This window comes from Burkholderia sp. Ap-955, from assembly GCF_011753045.1.
GTDB classification, from domain to species: domain Bacteria; phylum Pseudomonadota; class Gammaproteobacteria; order Burkholderiales; family Burkholderiaceae; genus Burkholderia; species Burkholderia lata_D.
This window is the reverse complement of sequence record NZ_VWWH01000044.1, coordinates 15,352-36,547: the sequence shown is the minus strand read 5'-3', so window position 1 is coordinate 36,547 and position 21,196 is coordinate 15,352. Positions and strand designations below refer to the sequence as shown.

The window sequence follows — 21,196 nt, the reverse complement described above, 5'->3', positions numbered from 1 at the left end:
GCGTCGATGAAACGGATCGGGAATGCGCGAAAGCATAAGTCGGATAACATGACACCTCATGTCAGGTATTTGAGGGAACGTGTCGCTCATGAAAGCGAGCCGCCTGTTGTCGATCATGATGATGCTGCAGGCGCGCGGCCGGATGACCGCACCGGCGCTCGCCGAAGCGCTGGAAGTGTCCGAGCGCACGATCCTGCGCGACATCGACCAGCTCTCCACGGCCGGCGTGCCGATCTGGGGCGACCGCGGCCGCAACGGCGGCTTTCAGTTGAGCGACGGCTGGCGTACCGATCTCACCGGGCTCACCGAGCACGAAGCGCACGCGCTGATTCTGGCGGGCTTGCCTGGGCCGGCGAGAGAACTGGGCCTCGACGGCATGGCGACTTCCGCGCGGCTGAAGATGATCGCCAGCCTGCCGCCCGGCTCGCGCGAGCACGCCGATCGCGTCGCCAGCCGGCTGCACGTCGACACCGTCGACTGGTACCGCGCGCAGGAAACGCCGGCATTCCTGCGTGAAGTGGCCGATGCGGTGTGGGGTTCGTACCGTATCGACGTGAAGTATCAGAGCTGGCGCGGCGTGTCCCGCCGCGCACTCGAGCCGCTCGGCCTCGTGCTCAAGGGCGGCGCGTGGTACCTGGTCGCCAAGGTGGTCGGCAAGCCCGGCGCACTCACGTTCCGGCTCGCGAATATCCTCGAACTCGATGCATCGCGCCGCCGCTTCAAGCGTCCCTCGCGATTCGACCTCGCGACGCACTGGCGCGACGCGATGAGCCGGGTCGAAGCCGACCTCGATCGGCTGAGCGCCCATATCGCCGTGTCGCCGCGCGGCGAAACCTGGCTGGTCAACGCGCGGATCAAGGCCGCGCCTGTCGCGCCGGAAGCAGGCACCACGGAGGTGCCGCCGGGATGGAAGGCGTTCCTGATGCCGATCGAATCGATCGAGCACGGCGCGCGGAAACTGCTGGGGTTCGGCGCGCACGTGAAGATTCTCGGGCCGCAGGCGCTCAAGGATCAATTCATCGACGAGTTGGCGCAGGTGAAGGCGCTTTATCAGATCGGTGACGATTGACGCATCGCCTTGCGCACCGACGTGGTCACGACGATTCGAAACAATGGAACCGTTGAGTCTTCATCAAGTTTGAAGTCGCGCGTTTCAATGCAACGGAGGTTTCGCGGGCAGAGCCGGATGATTCTCTCGCGTCGACGCGGCCGTCATCCGCATCGAGCCGTGCGCGTAAGACGACGTCGGCATCTGAACGCCGCATCGGCACACTCAGATCTCGTCGGAAAACTCGTCGAGAAAGCGCTGCAATCGATCGCGGCGAACGATCGCCAGACGCGTACCGGTGACGGTCTGAAAACCGGTTGAAAGCCTCAGCAGTTTCGTGCGGAAGTGATCGATCGCGAATCGCGTGTCGTCGAGTTCCCGTGCCGATGCGTGCGGATCGGCCGGGTCATACAACGCGCTGCCCAGCCGGCCCGCGACATAAAAACAACGCGCGACGCCCACCATGCCGATCGCATCGAGCCGGTCGGCATCCTGCAGCACCTTGGCTTCAATCGTCTTCGGCGCGACGCAGGCCGAAAAACTGTGCGCCTCGACCGCGTGCGCAACCGCGTCGATCTTCGCATCCGGCCAGTCCAGCGACTTCAGCACCTGCCGTGCCTTTTCGGCCGACAGCCGCGATGCCTGCGCGCGAAGCGGGGAATCTTTCTCCACCGCCACGCAGTCGTGCAGCAGTGTCGCAGCAAACAGCACCTCGGCGTCGCCACCCTCCTTCGCCTGGATGGCAGCCGCGTTCTTCCACACGCGTTGCAGATGCGACGTGTCGTGGGCGCCATCGCCGTTGGCATCGCGCCAGTACGCCAGCAAGGTGTGGGCCAGATCCTGAAAGGGTGCGAACGCAGGGAGAGTCATCGGGGAAAGCGGTCGAGGTCGGGGTGCCGATTATCGCCGCAAGCGACGCGGCATACGATCCGCCATCCGTTCCGCCCGTGATTCCGGCCTGTCAAGCAAACCGTTACCTCCGGCGGAACCCGGTTGGCTTATAGTGCGGGTTGCCCATTCGACGAGGAGCGCTGCAATGACACTGCTGGCCACTGGTCCGTTTGAAGTGAAGCTGAATCCGGAATCCCTGAGTGCCGTCGCGGAACAGACCGGGCTCGGCCGCATGTCGCTGGACAAGCAGTATCACGGCGACCTGGAAGCCGTCAGCCAGGGAGAGATGCTCGCGTTTCGAAGCAGCGTCCAGGGCTCCGCCGGCTATGTGGCGATGGAAACCGTGCAAGGCGCGTTGGGCGGCCGCAACGGCAGTTTTGTCCTGCAGCACAGCTCCACCATGACGCGCGGGCAGCCGCAGCAGTCGATCACCGTCGTGCCCGATTCCGGCACGGGAGAATTGCTGGGGCTCGCCGGCTCGTTGATCATCACCATCGACAACGGCCGGCATTCGTACCGCTTCGATTACACGCTGCCTGACACGCCTCGGTACACCGACTCACGGGGATGCGGCGGCTTCATCGCATCGCCGCGCCGGTGCAGTAAGCGCCCCGTGCAACATTCACCTGCCCGATACCCGGCAATTGCGCTTCGACGAAGGCAATGCCGGGTTCGCGCATGATCGTATGAATGCGTTCGAGCGCGGCGACACGTTCAACCCTCGCCGAGCCATGACACCACGGTCGCAACGCGTTCAATTCCACGCATGGCGCGCCGGCCGCACGCCGTTCAGGTAGTAGTTGCCGACGAGGTGATATTTCCACCGCACCGGATCGTGCAGCGTATGCGTGCGTGCATTGCGCCAGTGCCGGTCGAGGTTGTGCTCGGCCAGCGTCGACTGCGTGCCGGCCAGCTCGAACAGCTTCTCGCCCGCGAGCAGCGCGATTTCCGTCGTCAGCACCTTCGCCTCGCCCACCGCCACCGACGCGCGAGCGACATCGTCCTCGGTCACGTCGCCGCGCGCCGCGATCTCGTCGAGCGTACGCGCCGCGCGCTCGAGCAGCGCCTCCGCCGCATGCAGCTGGATGTGCAGATGGCCGACCTCGCGAATCGTCAACGGATCGTCGGCTGCCCGCTCGACGCCGCTGTCGACCCATGGCCGCGTGCGCGAGCGCACGAACGCCAGCGTATCGTCGAGCGCGGCCTTCGCGATGCCCGCGTCGATGGCAGCCTGGATGATCTGCGACAGCGGGCCGTTCAGCGTCGGCAGGTCCGACACGCGCTGCGCCGGCAGTACATGCGACGCCGGCACGCACACGTTATCGAGCACGACAGTGCCGCTCGCGGTGGTCCGCTGCCCGAACCCCGACCAGTCGTCGATCACGGTCAGTCCCGGCGCGGGCTGGCGAATGTACGCGAGCCACGCGTGGCCCGCGTCGTCGAGGCCGAGCACCGGCACGTAATGCGCGAACAGCGCCCCGGTCGAATAGAACTTGGTGCCGTCGACGACGTAATCGTCGCCGTCCCGCCGCACCCGCGTCTTCAGGTCGAGCACGTGCTTCGTGCCCTTCTCCGAAAAGCCGTTGCCGAACCGCTTGCCGCTCAGCACTTCCGAGAACAGGTGGCGCTTCTGCGCGTCGGTGCCGACCAGTGCGATCACGTCGACCAGCCCGAAATGATTCTGCGGCAATTGCCCGAGCGACGGATCGGCCGCCGCGACGATCTTCACCACCTCCGTCAGCGTCACGTGCGACACGCCTGCGCCGCCGTATGCCTTCGGCACGGTGATGGCCCACAGCCCCGACTGCGAGAACCATTCGATCTCGTCACGCGGCAGCCGGCGCTCCCGGTCACGCTCGGCCGCCCCTTCCGCGAGCCGCTGCGCAAGCGCATGCGCGGCCGCGATGGCCTGCGCGTCGTCGGCGATCACGCGGGCCGCCTGCGGTTGCGTATCGGCCGGCCGTTCCTGGATCGTGGCGCTCGTCTCTGACATCGGGCTCTCCTGCTGATTGACGAAAACATTCAATCTAGCAGCGCCCCGCGCGCCGGCAAACCGAGCGATTCGCACAACGATATTCCTTCGCATGACAAACGATACGGCACATCGCTCACGATAAACCGCGCGTCAGCGACGAAATCGACGCCCCGGCATCGACGCCACGCCACCTCGCCCGCGTAATGCCCGGTGACGATAACGATGTACGAATCCGTTATTGGATCGTCCGCAGCGTGCTTCCTATACTGGCCTGCCGGCATCGACGGCCCTGCCTTTCAAGGATCACCGCATGACTTCGTCTCCCGCAGCAACCGAACTTTCCACCGGCACCGACTATGACGCGCTTGCCAGCCGCTTCAGGCCGATCTTCGAACGCATCGCGGCCGGCACCGCGGAACGCGAACGCCGCCGCGAGCTGCCGCACGAGGCGATCGGCTGGCTGAAGGCCGCCGGCTTCGGCGCCGTGCGGCTGCCGGTGCGCGACGGCGGCGCCGGTGCGTCGCTGCCGCAGCTGTTCCGGCTGCTGACCGAACTCGCTACCGCCGATTCCAATCTGCCGCAGGCATTGCGCGGGCACTTCGCGTTCGTCGAGGACTGGCTGAACGCGCCGCCCGGCGCCGATCGCCAGACGTGGTTCGACCGCTTCGCGAGCGGCCAGCTCGTCGGCAATGCATGGACGGAAACCGGCGACGTGGCGCTCGGCCAGACCATCACGAAGGTGTCGGAAAAGGACGGCCGGCTCGTGCTGAACGGCCGGAAGTTCTACAGCACCGGCAGCCTGTTCGCCGACTGGATCGACGTGTTCGCGCAACGCGCGGACGACGGCAGCGACGTGATCGTCGCCGTCTCGACCGCGCAGCCCGGCGTGATCCGCGAAGACGACTGGGACGGCTTCGGCCAGACGACGACCGGCAGCGGCACCACGCGCTTCGAAGACGCGGCGGTCGACGCACGGGACGTGATCGACTTCGCGCGACGCTTCAAGTACCAGACGGCGTTCTACCAGCTCTTCCACGTCGCGACGCTGGCCGGCATCGGCCATGCGATCGTGCGCGACGCGGGCGACCTGGTGCGCCGCCGCACCCGCGTGTACAGCCACGGCAACGCCCCGCGCGCGGCCGACGACGCGCAGCTGCAGCAGGTGATCGGCGAGATCGCGTCGTGGGCCTATGCGGCCGATGCGCTCGCGTTGCGCGCCGCGCAGCCGCTGCAACGGGCCTACGAAGCGCACTTCGGCGGCGATGAGGCGGCCGAGCACGATGCGAACGTCGCGGCCGAGATCGAATCCGCGCAAAGCCAGCTCGTCGTGTCGGACCTCGTATTGCGCGCGGCGACGCGTCTGTTCGACGCGCTCGGTGCGTCGGCGACCCGCAGCACGACGGCACTCGATCGTCACTGGCGCAACGCGCGCACCGTGTCGTCGCACAACCCGCTCGTCTACAAGGCGCGGATCGTCGGGGACTGGGTCATCAACGGGCGCACGCCGCCGTTCGTCTGGCAGATCGGCAACGGCCCCGGTGCGAGTTCAAACACGAGCACGCATGCAGAGACAGGAGCCGCCCAATGAGCAAGACCATCCGCTTCAATGCCTTCGAGATGAACTGCGTCGGCCACCAGTCGCCCGGGCTGTGGGCCCATCCGCGCGACCGGTCGTGGCAATACAAGGATCTCGACTACTGGACCGACCTCGCCCGCGTGCTCGAACGCGGGATTTTCGACGCGATCTTCATCGCGGACGTGATCGGCTACTACGACGTCTACAAGGGCAGCAATTACCACGCGCTGCATCAGGCCGCGCAGATCCCGGTCAACGATCCGCTGCAGCTCGCCGCGCCGATCGCGATGGCGACCGAGCATCTCGGCATCGGCATCACCGCGTCAACGACGTTCGAGCACCCGTACACGTTCGCACGCCGGCTGTCGACCGCCGACCATCACACGAAGGGCCGGCTCGCGTGGAACATCGTCACGTCCTACCTCGAAAGCGGCGCGAAGAACATCGGCGATCACGGCCTGCGCACGCACGACGACCGCTATGCGGTCGCGGCCGAATACGTCGAGGTGCTGTACAAGCTGTTCGAGGGCAGCTGGGAAGACGGTGCGGTCGTGCGCGATCGCGACGGCCGCGTGTTCACGCATCCGGAGAAGGTGCACGAGATCGGCCACAAGGGCCGCTTCTTCGACGTGCCCGGCTACCACCTGTGCGAGCCGTCGCCGCAGCGCACGCCGGTGCTGTTCCAGGCCGGCGCGTCCGGTCCCGGCAAGGCGTTCGCCGCGCAGCACGCGGAATGCGTGTTCGTCGCCGCGCCGACGCGCCCGCAGCTCGCGCGCTACGTGGCCGACGTGCGCGCGCAGGCCACGGCCGCCGGGCGCGACGCGAGCAAGGTCCTGATCTACAACCTCGTCACCGTGATCGTCGACGAAACCGACGAGAAGGCGCAGGCCAAGTTCGACGAATACCGCAAGTACGTGTCGTACGACGGGTCGCTGGTGTTCATGTCCGGCTGGACCGGCATCGACTTCGGCCAGTACGCGCCGAACGATCCCGTCCGGCGCGTCGAAACGAATGCGATCGTGTCGGCGGTCGAGCACCTCGCCGGCGGCGACACCGCCTGGACGATCGAGGCGCTGGCGGCCTGGGGCGGCATCGGTGGCCTGGGCCCGGTGTTCGTCGGCTCGGCCGCGACCGTCGCGGACATCCTGCAGGAATGGGTCGCCGCCACCGACGTGGACGGCTTCAACCTCGCGTATGCGGTGGCGCACGAAACCTTCGAGGATGTCGTGCGTCATCTCGTCCCCGAGCTGCAGCGGCGCGGCGTGTATCCGACCGGCTATGCGCCGGGCACGCTGCGCGAAAAACTGTTCGGCGGGTCGGCGCGGCTGCCGGACGAGCATCCGGCCGCGCAGTATCGCGACATCGAGCAGGTCAAGCGCGATGCCGAACAGGTGGCTGCCTACGCGTGACGACCCTGCGTCGGCGGGTTGGCCCGCATGCGGGCCGGCCGGCTTCACGATGAGCAGGAGCCGGTGCGTCGGGCCGCCGCTCGCCCGGCACGCCGCCGCCTGATCGTCCCCTCTCCCTCACTCGACACCCGATGCGGGCGCTGCTTCCGCGCTCGTCCATCGAGCGGGCGAACCTTGCGGCTGCGGCCACCAACGACGACGCGCGCACTCACCATGCGCGCGTATCCCTGACGATGAGCGACCTCGACCGCGCTCAAGCAGCGCCGTCGTCGTCGATGTCACGCGCCGTCGGCTCATAACGCACGATCAGCAGGAACACGATCGGCGTGGCAGCGCTGATCGCGACGATCCAGAACATGTCCGTGCCGAGCCGCGCCTGCAGGATCGGCAGCACGAACAGCGCGAGCGCCTGGCCGATGCCGCACAGCGAACGCCCGAAGCCGACGCCCGTGCCGCGGATCGCCGCCGGATACGACAGCGTCGGGTAGATCATCATCTGCGCGCCGGGCCCGAACCCTTCGGCGAACAGCCAGGTGCCGAGCATCAGCAGCACGAAGCCGATCGCGAGCGCGCCATGCGGATGCCCTGCCAACGCGAGCGCCACGAGCGCGACGAACTGGAGCGCGAATCCCGCGATCGCGACATGACGCGACGCATGGCGATGGGCCAGGCGCATGCCCAGCAAGCCGCCGGTGAACGCAAACAGCACGTTCAGCGCCAGCGACGCCGCGATCGTTTCGAACACGCCCGCGCCGAGAAACTGCGACAGGATCGACGGCAGGAAGAACGCGATCGCCGTGTATTCGAACGGGATGCACAGGTTCATCACGCTGGCGACGATCGTGCGCCCCAGGTACGGCCGCTGGAACAGCACGCGAATGCGCACGGGCGGCTGGCTCGGCGCGCGCCGGGCGTCCTCTGCTTCGTGTGCATGAATCCCGTACGACTCGCGCAGAATCCGCGCGGCGTTGGCCAGGTCACCCTGGTTCGCGGCCCACAGCGGCGATTCATTCATGAACCGGTTCCTGAACAGAATGATGACGAGGGCGGGCACCGCGCCGAAGATCAGCGACGCGCGCCACAGCCATCCCGCATGCTCGGCCGGCAGCAGGAAATACAGCCCGAAGATCAGCAGGAAGCAGACCGACGACGCCACGTACCACATCGGGCACCACGCCGCGAGCCGCGACGCCTTGTTGCCGCGGCCGTTGAACTTCGAGAATTCCGCGAGAAACGCCATCGTGACGGGCAGGTCGATACCGACACCGAGCCCCATCACGAAGCGCGCGCCGATCAGCACCCAGACGTTCGGCGCCAGCCCGGCCGCGATCGCCGCGACCACGAAAAACAGCATGTCGGCCATGAACACCTGATAGCGGCCGATCTTGTCGGTCAGCCAACCGCCGATCAGGCTGCCGAAGATCGTGCCGATCATGATCGCCGACCCGACCAGCCCGGTCAGCGCCGGTGTCAGGCCGAACTCGCGCGCCACGTCGTCGATTCCGTAGGACAGCGTCGTCAGGTCGTACGCGTCGAGAAAGACGCCGCCGAGCGCCAGCAGCACGATCATCCGGGCATGGCTGACCGAGCTGTCCACCGTGTTGATCAGGCGCGCGACGTCGCTTGCCGAGCGAATGGGTGAGGATACCGGGGTGACGGCGTTCAGATCGATCGAACTCATCGCATTCCTTAGTTTTCCGCCGAATGACCGGCGATGTCCGCATGGAGCCGGAAGTCGGGCGTATTTCGGGCGCATTGATTCGCGATCGACAGGGACCCTGTGCGGCCACGCGCCGCTCGACACGCAACGCCATCACGTACCGGCAGCAGGCATTCTGTTCTCCCGTTCCCGTTATCCCAAGCGATATAAATCGATAAATTAATCGGCGAGCGTCATTAAGTTGCTCGGCGTCCACGCTTAGCAGCAGCGCGCATGTTCAATCGCGGATTTCTTCGTTCACGGATCGCCGATGCTTCGTTACATTGGCCGGTCACCCTGCCTGTTCGCGGCACCTTGCCGCCCTTCCGGAGAATCCCCGATGAAGCTGTCCTGGTCCCGCGCGTGGCAATCCGCGGCCCTCGTCGTTGCCGCGTTCGCCGGTCTCGTCCCGGTGCACGCACGCGCCGCGACGCCCGCGGAGATCCGCGTCGACTACGCGTACTACTCACCGGAGAGCCTGGTGATTCGCCACTTCGGCTGGCTCGAAGACGAATTCAAGGCCGACCGCACGTCGATTCGCTGGGTGCTGAGCCTGGGCAGCAATCGTGCGCTCGAATACCTGAACAGCGGTGCGGTCGATTTCGGCTCCGCCGCAGGCCTCGCGTCGGTGCTCGCGCGTGCGAACGGCAACCCGATCCATACGGTCTACGTGTTCTCCCGCCCCGAGTGGACCGCGCTGGTGGTCCGCAAGGACTCGCCGATCCGCTCGCTCGCGGACCTGAAGGGCAAGAAAATCGCCGCGACGCGCGGCACCGATCCGTTCCTGTTCACGCTTCGCGCGCTGCACACGGTCGGTCTGACCCGCGACGACGTCGAGATCGTCAACCTGCAGCATCCGGACGGGCGTACCGCCCTCGCGAACGGCCAGGTCGACGCGTGGGCCGGCCTCGATCCGCACATGGCCGCGGCGCAGCTCGACGACGGCGCGCGCCTGCTCTACCGCAATGTCGCGTTCAACACCTATGGTTTCCTGAACGTCCGCGACGCATTCGCCAGCCAGTACCCGCAGGCGGTCACGCGCGTACTGAAGGTCTACGATCGCGCGCGGCAGTGGATCGTCGCGCATCCGGCCGACACCGCGCAGATCGTCGCCGACGAATCGAAGGTATCGCTGCCGGTGGCGAAACTGCAGCTGCAGCGCAACGATTTCAGCGATCCCGTTCCGGGCGACACCCAGCGCGCGGCGCTGAAGGCGGCCGCCCCCGTGCTGACGGCCGAACAGCTGACCAAGCCCGGCGTCGATCCCGCGAAGATCGTCGATACGCTGATCGATCCGTCGTTCGCACGCCCACTCGTCGACGCATCGCGCTGAGGCTGCCGCCCATGACCGACACCGCTGCCCGCGACGACACGCTCGCGCCCCGTCGCCCCGCTTCGCCAGCCGCCCGCCGGCGCGATCCGCTTCGCCGGTGGCGGATCGCGGGCCTCGCGCTGCCGTTCGCGGCGCTCGCGTTGCTGGAGGTCGTCGTGCGGCAGGGCTGGCTGCCGAATCATCTCGTCCCCGCGCCGAGCGAGATTCTCGACACGCTCGCCCGCCTCGGCGTCACGCGCGTGGCGCGCCATATCGGCGCGAGTACGCTGCGGGTCGCGGCGGGGTTTGCGGCGGGCGCCGGACTCGCGCTCGTGGTCGGCGCGGCGATGGGCCTGAGCCGCCGGATCGACGCGCTGTTCGAACCGACGTTCCAGGCGCTGCGCGCGATTCCGTCGCTCGCCTGGGTGCCGGTGTTGCTGCTGTGGCTCGGCATCGACGAAGCACCGAAGATCACGCTGATCGCCATCGGCGCCTTCTTCCCGGTCCACCTCGCGGTGGTCGCCGGCATTCGCGACGTCGACCGCAAGCTCGTCGAACTCGGCGCGGTGTACCGGCTCGGTCCGTTCGCGCTGTTCCGTCGTATCCTGCTGCCGGCCGCGCTGCCGCAGATCGTCACCGGCTTGCGCACCGGCCTCAGTCTCGCGTGGATGTTCATGGTCGCCGCGGAGCTGATCGCGGCCACGCGCGGGCTCGGCTTCCTGTTGAGCGACGGCCGGGAAACCGGGCGCCCCGATCTCGTGTTCGGTGCGATCCTGCTGCTGGCGCTGCTCGGCAAGCTGACCGACGGCGCAATGGCGCGCATCGAGTCGCACTGGCTCGTTTGGCGCGACGCATTCGACCACTCGCCACGTAAAGGGTCGGCATGAGCACGCGTTCTTCCGCACACACGGCGGCGCGCACCGCGACACCGCTGCTCGACGTGCGCATCGCCCGCAAGCTTTACGGCGATCGCACGATCCTCGCCGACGTCCCGCTGCAGGTCGCGCGCGGCGAGATCGTCTGCGTGGTCGGCCCGAGCGGTTGCGGCAAGAGCACGCTGCTGCGGATCGTCGCCGGCCTCGACACCGATTTCCGCGGCAGCGTGAAGCTCGGCGGCATCGCGCTCGACGGCCCGTCCTCGCGCGCCGGCGTGATCTTCCAGGAGCCGCGGCTGCTGCCGTGGCTGTCGATCGCGGACAACGTCGGCTTTGCGGCCGGCCCGCGCGGCGGGCGCGAGCCGTCCGTCGCACGGTTGCTCGACGAAGTCGGCCTGGCCGGGGTCGCCCGGCAACTGCCGGCCACGTTGTCGGGCGGGATGGCCCAGCGCGCGGCGATCGCGCGCGGGCTGTTTGGCGAGCCCGACCTGCTGCTGCTCGACGAACCGTTCAGCGCGGTCGATGCGATCACCCGGATGCGGTTGCAGACGCTGCTGCTCGATGTCGTCGAGCGGCACCGGACGGCCGCGATCGTCGTCACGCACGATCTGGACGAAGCGCTGTATCTCGGCGATCGCGTGCTGATGTTCGCGCCCAACCCGGGCCGCATCGACGACGAGATCCACGTCGAGGTTGCCCGGCCGCGCGATCGGCGCGACCCGACGCTGGCCGTGCTGCGCGCGCGGCTGCTGGACGCATTCCAGCAGCTTCAGGATCGTGCCGACGAGACGAAGCGCGGAACGCGCGACCTTCAAGCCTCGGCCGCCTGACTTCGCGCCGGCCGATTCACGACCGGCGTCGCCCGGCCCCGATTCGGCACGCGCTCTGCACCGGAACGACGCATCCGTCATCGAATACCGGTGCGACAGGAATCGCAGTCGTATCGGAGCACCGATAGGGTGCGCGAGGAATCGCGCGCCTGCTCACCTCTCAGCGAGGTGACATGCTGCAACCCACCGACGCACTTCAACCGTGCGTATGCCGCAACTCGCCGTCGATCGTCTGCGGCAGTCGCAACAGGTTGAAGATCGGGCACAGGGCCTCGACCGCCTGATGCAGTGCACGAATCGTCTCCGGCGGTTCGGGCGAAACGATATCGAGCGTGTAGCGGAGGTTGTGCGGGAACACCGGCACATGCTCGAAACCCGGTTGCTGCGCGAGCGGATGCTGATCGCCGGTCACTTCGACCTTGATCGAATCGATTTTCAGGCCGCGCTCCGCGGCCTGAATCAGCGTGATGTGCGTCAGGCAGCTGCCCAGCACGCCGAGTTGCAACTCCGGCGACGCCGGCCCGAGGTTGTAGCCGGCGAAATCGGGCGGGCTGTCGCTGATCACCTGGAAGTCGCGAATGCGGATCTCCCGCACGCCGCTGCGGCCCAGCGCGCGCACGGTCGCTTTCAGCGGGGTGGCCTTGAGTTCCGGATTGCCGCGGGCGGCTTCTTTTTTCGCGAGCCAGGCGTCGCGCTTTTGTTCGAGATAGTCGTTCAGTGTCGTCATGTCGGGCCGATACGGTCGCAATGACTGGCCACGCATACGGCGGCCAATCGAGGGGGATCTTCATGCTATTCCCATCCGCGACCGCGACGAAACGATCATTCCAGCAAAGCAATTCGCCGTATGTGATGTCACATGGCGACACGCGCGCTCGCGAATTTGTCGACTGCCGTTCGCCCCTCGAGTTATCCACAATTTCCGTGCATAACCCTGTGGAGAACGTTCGAGAAATTTCTCGTCCGCCTTGACCGACAAGGATCGCGGCGACGCCGTGCTACGTCGCGGGCTCTGAACGCAGACAGCGTCGCATCGGGTTCGGCGATCGTCCGATCGTCGTGCTTCACCGCGCCGGTGCATGGATCGCGTCGACATCGGCAGTCAGGAAGTCCGCACCGGAAATGTGCCGCTTCGACACCGGTGCACCGCGTTGGCCATCAGTCCGACCCGACGATCCAGCTCCGGTGCCCACATCGGTGCATCAGGCGAGCGCCTCGTCACGCAGACGGAATTGCGCAACCGCCGCACTCAGCCGCGCGCCCTGTTCGTCGAGCGACAGCGCCGCGGCCGCGGCCTCCTCGACCAGCGCGGCATTGCGCTGCATCGTCTGCTCCATCTGGATGACCGCGGCATTCACCTGCTCGATACCCGACGATTGCTCCTCGAACGCGTGGCTGGTTTCGTTCATGATCGTATTGACGCGCTCGACCGCCGTGACGAGTTCGGCCATCGCCGAACCAGCCAGTGCGACGAGGCCGCTGCCGTCTTCGACACGCTGCGCGGAATGGCCGATCAGTTCGCGGATCTCCTTCGCCGCCGACGCGCAGCGCTGCGCGAGCCCGCGCACCTCGGTCGCGACGACCGCGAAGCCGCGCCCCTGCTCGCCTGCGCGCGCGGCTTCGACGGCAGCGTTCAACGCAAGGATGTTGGTCTGGAATGCGATGCTTTCGATCACGCCGACGATCCCGGAGATCCGCGTGGAACTGAGTGCAATCGCCGACATCGTCTCGACCACGCGCTGCATCGCCTCACCGCCGCGCGACGCGATGCCGGCCGCGCCTTCGACATAGGTGCGCGCATCGCGCGCATTGTCCGCGTTCTGGCGCACGGCCGCCGTCAGCTGTTCGACGCTCGCCGCCGCCTGTTGCAGCGATACGGCCTGCTGCTCGGTGCGTGCCGAAAGGTCGACGTTGCCGCTCGCGATCGTGCGGACGTCGCCGACGATCGTCTCCGTGCTCGTGCGCACCTGGCTCACGGTGTCGACGAGGCCGTCCTGCATCCGCTTCAGCGCATGCAGCAGATAGGCCATCTCGTTCTCGCCGGGCACGACGACCGTTCCGGTCAGGTCGCCTTTCGAGATCTTCTCGAACTGGTCGACCGCGAGCTTGATCGGCTCGATGATCGCCTTCGCGAGCACGCGCTGCGCAAAGAAGCCGACGACGAGTGCGAAGGCCGCGACCGCCGCCATCCCCCACACGATCCGGTGGAGTTGCACGCCGGCCGCCTCATAGCGCGCCTTTTCGCGCGCGACCTGGAACGCCTCGAGCGCATCGATCGCCTCCTGGTAGGCGGCGAACAGCTCGGGCGGCGCGGTACGTTGCGTGTCGAGGAAGCCGAAACCGTCGTCGCCGTCGAGCTGCGAGAGCGCCTTCAGGAACACGCGGTCGAGCAACGCCCGACGGCGATTCTGCAGCGTGTCGAACAGCGCCTGCTCGTCGGCGTTGCGTGCGTGCAGGCCCGCATAGGCATCCAGTTCGTCGTTGCTCTGCTTGAGGAGCGTGCGGAGTTTCGCGATCTCGTCCTTGCCCGAGCGGCCGGCGCTGATGATCTGCGCGACGTCGCTCATGCGTTCGCGCAGCACGAGCATCCGCTCGGAGCTGGTTTTCAGGTGCAGCAGTGACGCGGTGTCGTCGCGGTACATCGCCTCGAGCGAACCGTTGCCCATATAGAGGGCCGCGATGCTCGCGCCGACCACCAGCACGAGCAGCACGGTATAGCCGGCGATGGTCGCGACGAGGCCACCACGGATAGTGAGTTGTTTTCGCATGACGTTCCCTTGCGCCGGTCGGGCGCGGCCAGCGGCGGATGTGGATTCCGGATCACGAAAGACGCGCGCCGCGTCGCAACGCGGGGCGCATGGGCTGCGAACGGGTTAACGGCGGCGGGAACGGGGAGGTTTTATCTGCACGCGACGTGAATCTTGACGATTGCGACAGGCGCAGCGGCGAAGCGGTACGTGACGGGTGCGCGAAGCCGTGCCGATGATCACCCGGGCGGGAAGCAAGGCATCCTGATCACTTCGATGCACCCGGACGGGTATCTAGCCGCCGTTCGTCAGCCTCGAACGAATCTCGTCAACCGACAGGTCGCGCTGATGCGTCGCGATCTGCCATCGATTCCCCCACGGATCCTTCACCATCGCCCGCCTGTCGCCGTACGGCATGTCGGCGGGGGCTTCGAGCGGGGTCGCATCCGCTGCCAGCGCGCGCCGATAGGTCAGGTCGGCATCCTCGACATACACGTACAGGAATGCCGGCATCGGCTCACGCAGGCCATCTTCCCCGCTGATCATCACGACGGAATCACCGATCCTGATTTCCGCCGGCAGCCCCGGGCGGTACTCGCCCTGCGCGTGAAATACCGTTCGGATGAATTCGATCAGATTGTGCGGATCCGGCACGACGATCCGGGGCGTGACGGTGTGCCATCCATCGGGCTGGAACTTGGCCATGTCGGGCAGCCTCCGAAGAGATTTCCGGGGGTATTGTGCGCCGGGCTCCCTCTGGCGGCAAAGGGGCGACGCTGCGCTGCGCGGCCAGCGCCGTCAATCTCCGGGCGATCCACGCACCGCGCGCGCGATTCGCCCATCCCCCGCATCAAGCGACCGCGCAACGCGAAACCCGAGATCGTCGATTGCAAAGGTCGGATGACTGCGACGGCGATTCGTCGCAAGGCAGCCCCGTTCGACATCGGCCCAGCCCCCGCCGCGAAACACGCGATACGAACCATAGACCGCCGGGTCGTACTGATCCGCGCACCACTCCCACACGTTGCCCAGCATGTCGTGCAGCCCCCAGCCATTGGGCTGTTTCCGGCCGACGTCGTGCGTGCGGCCGCCGGAATTGTCCCGGTACCACGCGATGGCATCGAGTTCGCCATACCTCGAGCCCTGCGTTCCCGCGCGGCAGGCGTACTCCCACTCCGCTTCGGTGGGCAGCCGGTAGCCGTTGCTGCCCGGAATCGGGGAGGCGCTCGTGCCGTCTTCGCCGATTTCGTAACCGCAAGGTAGACCGTCGGCCGTCGACAGCCGGTTGCAGAACCGGACGGCGTCGAGCCACGATACGTTTTCCACCGGGCAATGCGCTCCGCCATGCGACGACGGCGACAGGCCCGTTACCGCCGCATATTGCGCCTGGGTCACCGGATAGCGGCCAATCGCAAAGCGTTGCAATTCGACGCACCAGGTGCGGCCGATCCGGTCGTCCCTCAATGCGATGGTCCCGGCGGGAACCTGCACCATCGGCAGATCGAGTGTTTCAGACAGATATTCGATGTTCTCCACGCTGCCGCACCTCATTTACGAAGACAGCCTGACGGAACCGGCTTCGTTATAAGCCACGATGTTCAACCCTTCCGTCGCGGCCGGCGCGACGAGCGTCGATTTTCCGGACGCGATCTTGCCGCATACCATGTGGAGCAACACGGCATCGTCCGATGCGGTCGCATGAAATGATTTCGCTGTCTGCATTTCCAGGCTCTCCCTCGAACGCCCAGAAAGCGAAAAACCCGCCTTCCGGGCGGGTTTTGACGATATCCATTCAGTCGATCGCTATCCCGCCGGCAACATTGCGGCGCAAATGATCGAACGGGTTTGCGAATGGGTCATGGGCGCCAGAATAACCAACTAACCGATGGCGAGCAAGCGGGTTGGAAGCGGTGCAATTCAACCTGCGTGCGTGAAACCGGTACACCAGCCGGAAATGAACAGGGCGTTCCGTGGTGTCTGCGCGCCGCCATCCATTCAGATATGGATGGGTTCGACAGGGCCGACTACGCGCGTCCCCTCTTCCTACGACATACAACCGCGCGGCCGCATGTTTAACTCATGCCGAGCCGGATCGGGCGCATTCCGAATCCGGGCGGCGCGCACCTTGAATTTTCACGAAGCCAATCAACGCTTCGATGATTTCCGATGTGCTTGACGCACTGCTTGTGTACAGCGATCACGAACCGGCTATCGACGTGTGAACCAACGCGCGCGTCGCTGCCGCATCCGTTGCTCTCCAAGTGAGGATTGCCGACGCATCGCCATGTCAACAATGACTGGAACCCGAATGGTGAAAAACACCGAACACGTGAATTTCCACAGCGCGATCGCCCCTGCGCCGGCAGCCAATGCGCCGCTCGAGTACCCGCTCGCATGCGCCTGATCTGTTTTCCCTATGCGGGCGGTTCGGCCGCCGTCTATCGTGCGCTGCAAGCGTCGTTGCCCGGCATCGAAGTGCACCGTCATGAACTTGCAGGCCGAGGCATCCGCCTGTCCGAGCCTGCCGTACGAGACATGACGACGCTGGTCGACACGTTGCTGTGCGACCTGGACAACTGCTTCGATCGTCCCTTCGCCCTGCTCGGACACAGCATGGGCGCGGCCATTGCCGCCGAACTGGCGCTGCGGCTTCCCGCCCACGCACGACCGAACCTGCGGCATCTGTTCGTGAGCGCGCGTGCCGCACCGGGCAAGGAGCGCCACGATCGGCGCATGCAGGCGCTGGACGACCGTGCCTTCATCGATGCGCTGCGCGAGATGGGCGGCACACCGAAGGCGGTGCTGGACAACAGCGAACTGATGGCGCTGCTGATGCCGGCGCTGCGTGCGGATTTCACGCTGATCGAAAACCACCGGCCCGTGCCCGGGCCCAGGCTGGCGGTGGATATCACCGCATTCGCGGGCCGGGGGGACAACGAGGTCCCTGTCGATGCCGTTGCGGGCTGGGGCGCCGCGACGACCGGGCGCTTCGATTTGCACGTCATCGAAGGTGATCATTTCTTTTTGAGAAACGAAATGCGGACGATGGCCGGCATCATCGCGGCCCGCCTGCGGCGCGCGGAACACGCCGCGCCGAGCGCACTGCAGGCATGACGGGCCGATCCTCGCGATCGGCGTGCCGGCCGGTGCCGTGATCGTCGAATGAAAAGGCCCGCGCGCCTGATCCGCTCCCATGCCGGAGCCGCGGGCCGGTCAAGCAAGCCGGGAGGCCGCGTCGCTTCCCGGCGCGCGATACTTGGAGTGCCATTGTGCAACGTAATCGAAAGCGAATCCTCGTAACAGGTGGCGCGGGTTTCCTCGGTTCGCATCTTTGCGAGCGTCTCGTCGAACTCGGTCACGACGTATTGTGCGTCGACAACTATTTCACCGGCACGAAGCAGAACGTGGCTGCGCTGCTCGGCAACCCGAACTTCGAGGCGCTGCGCCACGACGTCACCTTTCCGTTGTACGTGGAGGTGGACGAGATCTACAACCTCGCCTGCCCGGCTTCGCCGATCCACTATCAATTCGATCCCGTGCAGACCACCAAGACCAGTGTGATGGGCGCGATCAACATGCTGGGGCTCGCCAAGCGCACGCATGCGCGCGTTCTGCAAACCTCGACGAGCGAGGTGTACGGCGACCCCGATGTGCATCCGCAACCGGAGAGTTACCGGGGCAACGTCAACCCGCTCGGGCCGCGCGCCTGCTACGACGAAGGCAAACGTTGCGCGGAGACCCTGTTCTTCGACTATCACCGCCAGCAGAACGTACGCATCAAGGTGGTACGCATCTTCAACACGTACGGGCCGCGCATGCATCCCAACGACGGCCGCGTGGTGTCCAACTTCATCGTGCAGGCGCTGCGCGGCGAGGACATCACGCTGTATGGCGACGGCAATCAGACCCGGGCATTCTGCTATGTCGACGATATGGTCGACGGCTTGATCCGGATGATGGCCACGCCCGCGGACCTCACCGGCCCGATCAACCTCGGCAATCCGCACGAGATCGCGGTCAGCGAACTGGCGCAGATCATCTTGCGCCTGACCGGCTCGAAGTCGCGGCTCGTCTTCCGTCCGCTGCCGAAGGATGATCCGACACAACGTTGCCCCGACATCAGCCTCGCACGCGCCCACCTCGACTGGGAGCCGACGATCGGGCTCGAAGCGGGGCTCCGGCGGACCATCGATTATTTCTGCTCGACCCTCCCTGCCTGACGCCGCGTCCGGACACCCCGCTTCGATGCTCGGGAGGCAATGGCATGACGGGGTGACGTCGCATGGCCGATGTCCCATTTTCACGTGACAGACGTGATACGGCGACCATGCTCCAATCCGGTCGTACCGTTAAACACCATTGGCCAGGATGAAGCGATTCTCGTGCGCCAGTGTCCATCAATCCGCCTCGCAAGCCGGATCCGCGCGCATGGAAAAACTCGAGTATCTGAAGCAGGTCGAATCGAACGCGCGAACCTACGCGACTTCTTTCCCGCGGCTGTTTACCCATGCCAAGGGCATACGCGTACGCGACGCCGAGGGCCAGGAATACATCGACTGCCTGTCGAATGCGGGTACGCTCGCACTCGGACACAATCACCCGGAAGTCACTGAAGCCGTGATGCGGTTTCTGTCGTCCGATCAGATGCAACAGGCACTCGACCTGGCGACGCCGGCCAAGCACGCGTTCGTCGAGCAGCTTTTCTCGCTCCTGCCCGGGAAGATCGCCGAATCCGGCAAGATCCAGTTTTGCAGTCCCAGTGGGGCGGATGGCGTCGAAGCGGCGATCAAGCTGACCCGGCACCATACGGGCCGGCCGACGATCATGGCGTTCCACGGCGCCTACCACGGCATGACGGCCGGCGCACTCGCCGCGTCGGGAAACCTCACGCCAAAATCGGCCGGCGGCAATGGACGCGACGTTCATTTCCTGCCCTATCCCTATGCCTTTCGCTGCCCGTTCGGCACCGATGGCTCGGCGACCGATCAACTCAGCATCAACTACATCCGGACCGTGCTGTCCGATCCCGAGAGCGGGATCACCAAACCGGCGGCCATCATCGTCGAAGTCGTGCAAGGCGAAGGGGGCTGCATCCCCGCCCCCGACACCTGGTTGATCGAGTTGCGCGAGCTGACGCTGCGGCATGAAATCCCGTTGATCGTCGATGAAGTGCAGACCGGACTCGGTCGAACCGGCGCCCTGTTCGCTGTCGAACATTCCGGCATCCGGCCGGACGTACTGGTGCTGTCGAAGGCCTTCGGCGGCGGCTATCCGTTATCGGTGGTGGTCTATGACGAGCGCCTGGACACCTGGCCGCCCGGCGCGCATGCCGGTACCTTTCGAGGCAACCAGATTGCGATGGTCGCCGGCTTGTCGACCATGCGCATCGTCGAGAGAGACGATCTCTCGGCACACGCGGACCGGGTCGGCAAGCGCCTGGTTGCCGGCCTCGAGGGGCTTGCCGACCGCTTCCCCTGCCTGGGCCAGATACGCGGTCGCGGCCTGATGATCGGCGCCGAAGTCGTCGTGCCCGGCACCCATGGCCGAACCGGCCCGCCTCATGCGGAACGGGCAAAGGCCATCAAGCGGAACTGCCTGCGAAACGGGCTCGTCATCGAAACCGGCGGCCGCAACGGCGCGGTACTCCGGTTCCTGCCGCCGCTGATCGTTTCGGAAGCGGATATCGACGAGATTCTCAATCGCTTCGCGCATGCCGTGGAAACGGCGTGTCGTGCATAACCGCACTGCGGCGCGACCCGATCGGTTTCGCCGCGATCCACGTACAAGAAAGGACTATTGACGATGCTGGGCATGACGGAACGCAGGCTGCTTGCCGACGGAAGCTCGCCGTGGCTGCTGGAGCCCGTGTCGAACGAGCGCGATCTCGCGCAGGCGGTGAAGGACAACCGGGCGGCACTCGAATCCCGGCTTCTGGAACAGGGTGCACTCCTGTTTCGTGGCTTCGACGTTTCATCCGTGGGCGACTTCGAAGCGTTTGCTCACGCGATTTCGGTCCATCAGTCCGACTACGTCTATCGTTCCACACCGCGCACCTCGATCGGCAACGGCATCTTCACCGCAACCGAGTATCCGCCGAGCGAGACGATCGCCCTGCATTGCGAAAACGCGTACCAACGCAGCTGGCCGCTGAGCGTCGCATTCTGCTGCCTGACGCCGGCCGCGACCGGCGGCGAAACGCCGATTGCCGACATGCGGGAGGTGAGCCGCAGGATCGGACCGCGCATCCTGGATCAGTTCGAGGCGAAACAGGTCCGCTATGTCAGGCACTACCGGCGGCACGTCGACATTCCGTGGGAAACCGTGTTCCAGACCAGCGACCGCAGCCAGGTCGCAGCCTTCTGCGCCGACAACGGCATCGAACTCGAATGGCTCGACGACGACACGCTGCGCACCGCCCAGGTCAACCAGGGCGTGGCCTACCATCCGGCCACCCGCGAACGGGTGTTCTTCAACCAGGCACATCTGTTCCATCTCTCGAACCTGGAAACATCGCTCGCCCGTTCGATCGTCAGCCTGTTCGGCGAGGATCGAATTCCGCGCAATGCCAGCTATGGCGACGGGAGTCCATTCGATCTCGCCGACCTCGAGCAGATCCGCACCGCGTTCCGCGAATGCGCGATCACGTTTCCCTGGCAACGAGGCGACGTCCTGCTGGTCGACAACATGCGCTTCGCGCATGGCCGCAATCCGTTCGAAGGCGAGCGCAAGGTCGTCGTGTCCCTGCTGGACCCGTACGAGCCCGACCTAGAAGGATTCACCGATCGTTAGCGAGCGCGCGCGTGCACATCAATAGCAAGCCGTATTGATCAAGTG

Annotated in this window: 17 protein-coding genes and 1 pseudogene; 11 read left to right on the top strand and 7 right to left on the bottom strand. The window is 66.0% G+C overall.

Annotated elements, in window-relative coordinates; all coding sequences use genetic code 11:
• Positions 1-88 precede the first annotated feature (88 nt).
• Positions 89-1,069, top strand: coding sequence for a YafY family protein (locus F3J15_RS22130; RefSeq protein ID WP_166894010.1), 981 nt, complete (start codon positions 89-91; stop codon positions 1,067-1,069).
• A 204-nt stretch (positions 1,070-1,273) separates the two neighbouring features.
• On the opposite strand, the gene F3J15_RS22125 is transcribed toward F3J15_RS22130, so the two are convergent.
• Entirely contained in the window at positions 1,274-1,918 is a 645-nt protein-coding gene (locus tag F3J15_RS22125) for an HD domain-containing protein (RefSeq protein WP_166894008.1), read from the bottom strand.
• A gap of 166 nt (positions 1,919-2,084) precedes the next feature.
• Between F3J15_RS22125 and F3J15_RS22120 the strand changes: the two are divergent.
• Positions 2,085-2,489: pseudogene (locus tag F3J15_RS22120) on the top strand (DUF3224 domain-containing protein); the annotation flags it as partial.
• 204 nt (positions 2,490-2,693) lie between these two features.
• Here F3J15_RS22120 and F3J15_RS22115 read toward each other — a convergent pair.
• Entirely contained in the window at positions 2,694-3,932 is a 1,239-nt protein-coding gene (locus F3J15_RS22115; RefSeq protein WP_166894006.1) for an SfnB family sulfur acquisition oxidoreductase, read from the bottom strand.
• Positions 3,933-4,224: 292 nt separating this feature from the next.
• Here F3J15_RS22115 and F3J15_RS22110 point away from each other — a divergent pair, with 292 nt between their 5' ends.
• On the top strand, positions 4,225-5,502 hold the full coding sequence (locus tag F3J15_RS22110; RefSeq protein WP_166894004.1) for an acyl-CoA dehydrogenase family protein: 1,278 nt from the start codon (positions 4,225-4,227) through the stop codon (positions 5,500-5,502).
• On the top strand, positions 5,499-6,899 hold the full coding sequence (locus F3J15_RS22105) for an LLM class flavin-dependent oxidoreductase (RefSeq protein WP_166894002.1): 1,401 nt from the start codon (positions 5,499-5,501) through the stop codon (positions 6,897-6,899). Before F3J15_RS22110 ends, F3J15_RS22105 begins: the two co-directional genes overlap by 4 nt.
• A gap of 253 nt (positions 6,900-7,152) precedes the next feature.
• On the opposite strand, the gene F3J15_RS22100 is transcribed toward F3J15_RS22105, so the two are convergent.
• Positions 7,153-8,580: an MFS transporter gene (locus F3J15_RS22100; protein ID WP_166894000.1), complete on the bottom strand. Its 1,428-nt coding sequence runs from the start codon at positions 8,578-8,580 to the stop codon at positions 7,153-7,155.
• 358 nt (positions 8,581-8,938) lie between these two features.
• Between F3J15_RS22100 and F3J15_RS22095 the strand changes: the two genes are divergently transcribed.
• From F3J15_RS22095 to F3J15_RS22085, 3 genes are read left to right on the top strand one after another with little or no spacing between them, the layout of a single operon-like run.
• Positions 8,939-9,931, top strand: coding sequence for an aliphatic sulfonate ABC transporter substrate-binding protein (locus F3J15_RS22095; protein ID WP_166893998.1), 993 nt, complete (start codon positions 8,939-8,941; stop codon positions 9,929-9,931).
• 11 nt (positions 9,932-9,942) lie between these two features.
• Complete coding sequence (locus F3J15_RS22090) at positions 9,943-10,797, top strand: ABC transporter permease (protein ID WP_205190914.1); 855 nt, start codon at positions 9,943-9,945, stop codon at positions 10,795-10,797.
• The gene (locus F3J15_RS22085) at positions 10,794-11,615 is read left to right on the top strand and encodes an ABC transporter ATP-binding protein (protein WP_166893996.1); all 822 of its coding nucleotides are present in this window, start codon (positions 10,794-10,796) and stop codon (positions 11,613-11,615) included. Before F3J15_RS22090 ends, F3J15_RS22085 begins: the two co-directional genes overlap by 4 nt.
• Before the next feature lie 196 nt (positions 11,616-11,811).
• Here F3J15_RS22085 and F3J15_RS22080 read toward each other — a convergent pair whose 3' ends face one another.
• From F3J15_RS22080 to F3J15_RS22065, 4 genes are all read right to left on the bottom strand, one after another.
• Entirely contained in the window at positions 11,812-12,342 is a 531-nt protein-coding gene (locus tag F3J15_RS22080) for an OsmC family protein (RefSeq protein ID WP_069249774.1), read from the bottom strand.
• 475 nt (positions 12,343-12,817) lie between these two features.
• Positions 12,818-14,383 carry a methyl-accepting chemotaxis protein gene (locus F3J15_RS22075; protein ID WP_166893994.1) on the bottom strand — a complete coding sequence of 522 codons (1,566 nt, stop codon included), beginning with the start codon at positions 14,381-14,383 and terminating at the stop codon, positions 12,818-12,820.
• A 273-nt stretch (positions 14,384-14,656) separates the two neighbouring features.
• The gene (locus F3J15_RS22070; RefSeq protein WP_166893992.1) at positions 14,657-15,067 is read right to left on the bottom strand and encodes a VOC family protein; all 411 of its coding nucleotides are present in this window, start codon (positions 15,065-15,067) and stop codon (positions 14,657-14,659) included.
• A 93-nt stretch (positions 15,068-15,160) separates the two neighbouring features.
• Positions 15,161-15,898 (bottom strand): formylglycine-generating enzyme family protein, encoded by a 738-nt coding sequence (locus F3J15_RS22065; RefSeq protein WP_345891546.1) that lies wholly within the window; start codon positions 15,896-15,898, stop codon positions 15,161-15,163.
• 858 nt (positions 15,899-16,756) lie between these two features.
• Between F3J15_RS22065 and F3J15_RS22060 the strand changes: the two genes are divergently transcribed.
• The 4 genes from F3J15_RS22060 to F3J15_RS22045 all read left to right on the top strand — a co-directional run bounded on the left by F3J15_RS22060 (position 16,757) and on the right by F3J15_RS22045 (position 21,151).
• The gene (locus F3J15_RS22060) at positions 16,757-17,476 is read left to right on the top strand and encodes an alpha/beta fold hydrolase (protein ID WP_166893991.1); all 720 of its coding nucleotides are present in this window, start codon (positions 16,757-16,759) and stop codon (positions 17,474-17,476) included.
• A 155-nt stretch (positions 17,477-17,631) separates the two neighbouring features.
• Positions 17,632-18,582 (top strand): UDP-glucuronic acid decarboxylase family protein, encoded by a 951-nt coding sequence (locus F3J15_RS22055; RefSeq protein ID WP_089486895.1) that lies wholly within the window; start codon positions 17,632-17,634, stop codon positions 18,580-18,582.
• A 208-nt stretch (positions 18,583-18,790) separates the two neighbouring features.
• Positions 18,791-20,101, top strand: a complete 1,311-nt coding sequence (locus F3J15_RS22050) for a diaminobutyrate--2-oxoglutarate transaminase family protein (protein WP_166893990.1) — start codon at positions 18,791-18,793, stop codon at positions 20,099-20,101.
• A 63-nt stretch (positions 20,102-20,164) separates the two neighbouring features.
• Entirely contained in the window at positions 20,165-21,151 is a 987-nt protein-coding gene (locus tag F3J15_RS22045) for a TauD/TfdA family dioxygenase (RefSeq protein ID WP_166893989.1), read from the top strand.
• Positions 21,152-21,196: the final 45 nt, after the last annotated feature.

Coding starts and splice junctions, on each gene's coding strand:
- F3J15_RS22130 (WP_166894010.1), top strand. CDS start 89: ATGAAAGCGAGCCGCCTGTTGTCGATCATGATGATGCTGCAGGCGCGC.
- F3J15_RS22125 (WP_166894008.1), bottom strand. CDS start 1,918: ATGACTCTCCCTGCGTTCGCACCCTTTCAGGATCTGGCCCACACCTTG.
- F3J15_RS22115 (WP_166894006.1), bottom strand. CDS start 3,932: ATGTCAGAGACGAGCGCCACGATCCAGGAACGGCCGGCCGATACGCAA.
- F3J15_RS22110 (WP_166894004.1), top strand. CDS start 4,225: ATGACTTCGTCTCCCGCAGCAACCGAACTTTCCACCGGCACCGACTAT.
- F3J15_RS22105 (WP_166894002.1), top strand. CDS start 5,499: ATGAGCAAGACCATCCGCTTCAATGCCTTCGAGATGAACTGCGTCGGC.
- F3J15_RS22100 (WP_166894000.1), bottom strand. CDS start 8,580: ATGAGTTCGATCGATCTGAACGCCGTCACCCCGGTATCCTCACCCATT.
- F3J15_RS22095 (WP_166893998.1), top strand. CDS start 8,939: ATGAAGCTGTCCTGGTCCCGCGCGTGGCAATCCGCGGCCCTCGTCGTT.
- F3J15_RS22090 (WP_205190914.1), top strand. CDS start 9,943: ATGACCGACACCGCTGCCCGCGACGACACGCTCGCGCCCCGTCGCCCC.
- F3J15_RS22085 (WP_166893996.1), top strand. CDS start 10,794: ATGAGCACGCGTTCTTCCGCACACACGGCGGCGCGCACCGCGACACCG.
- F3J15_RS22080 (WP_069249774.1), bottom strand. CDS start 12,342: ATGACGACACTGAACGACTATCTCGAACAAAAGCGCGACGCCTGGCTC.
- F3J15_RS22075 (WP_166893994.1), bottom strand. CDS start 14,383: ATGCGAAAACAACTCACTATCCGTGGTGGCCTCGTCGCGACCATCGCC.
- F3J15_RS22070 (WP_166893992.1), bottom strand. CDS start 15,067: ATGGCCAAGTTCCAGCCCGATGGATGGCACACCGTCACGCCCCGGATC.
- F3J15_RS22060 (WP_166893991.1), top strand. CDS start 16,757: ATGCGCCTGATCTGTTTTCCCTATGCGGGCGGTTCGGCCGCCGTCTAT.
- F3J15_RS22050 (WP_166893990.1), top strand. CDS start 18,791: ATGGAAAAACTCGAGTATCTGAAGCAGGTCGAATCGAACGCGCGAACC.
- F3J15_RS22045 (WP_166893989.1), top strand. CDS start 20,165: ATGCTGGGCATGACGGAACGCAGGCTGCTTGCCGACGGAAGCTCGCCG.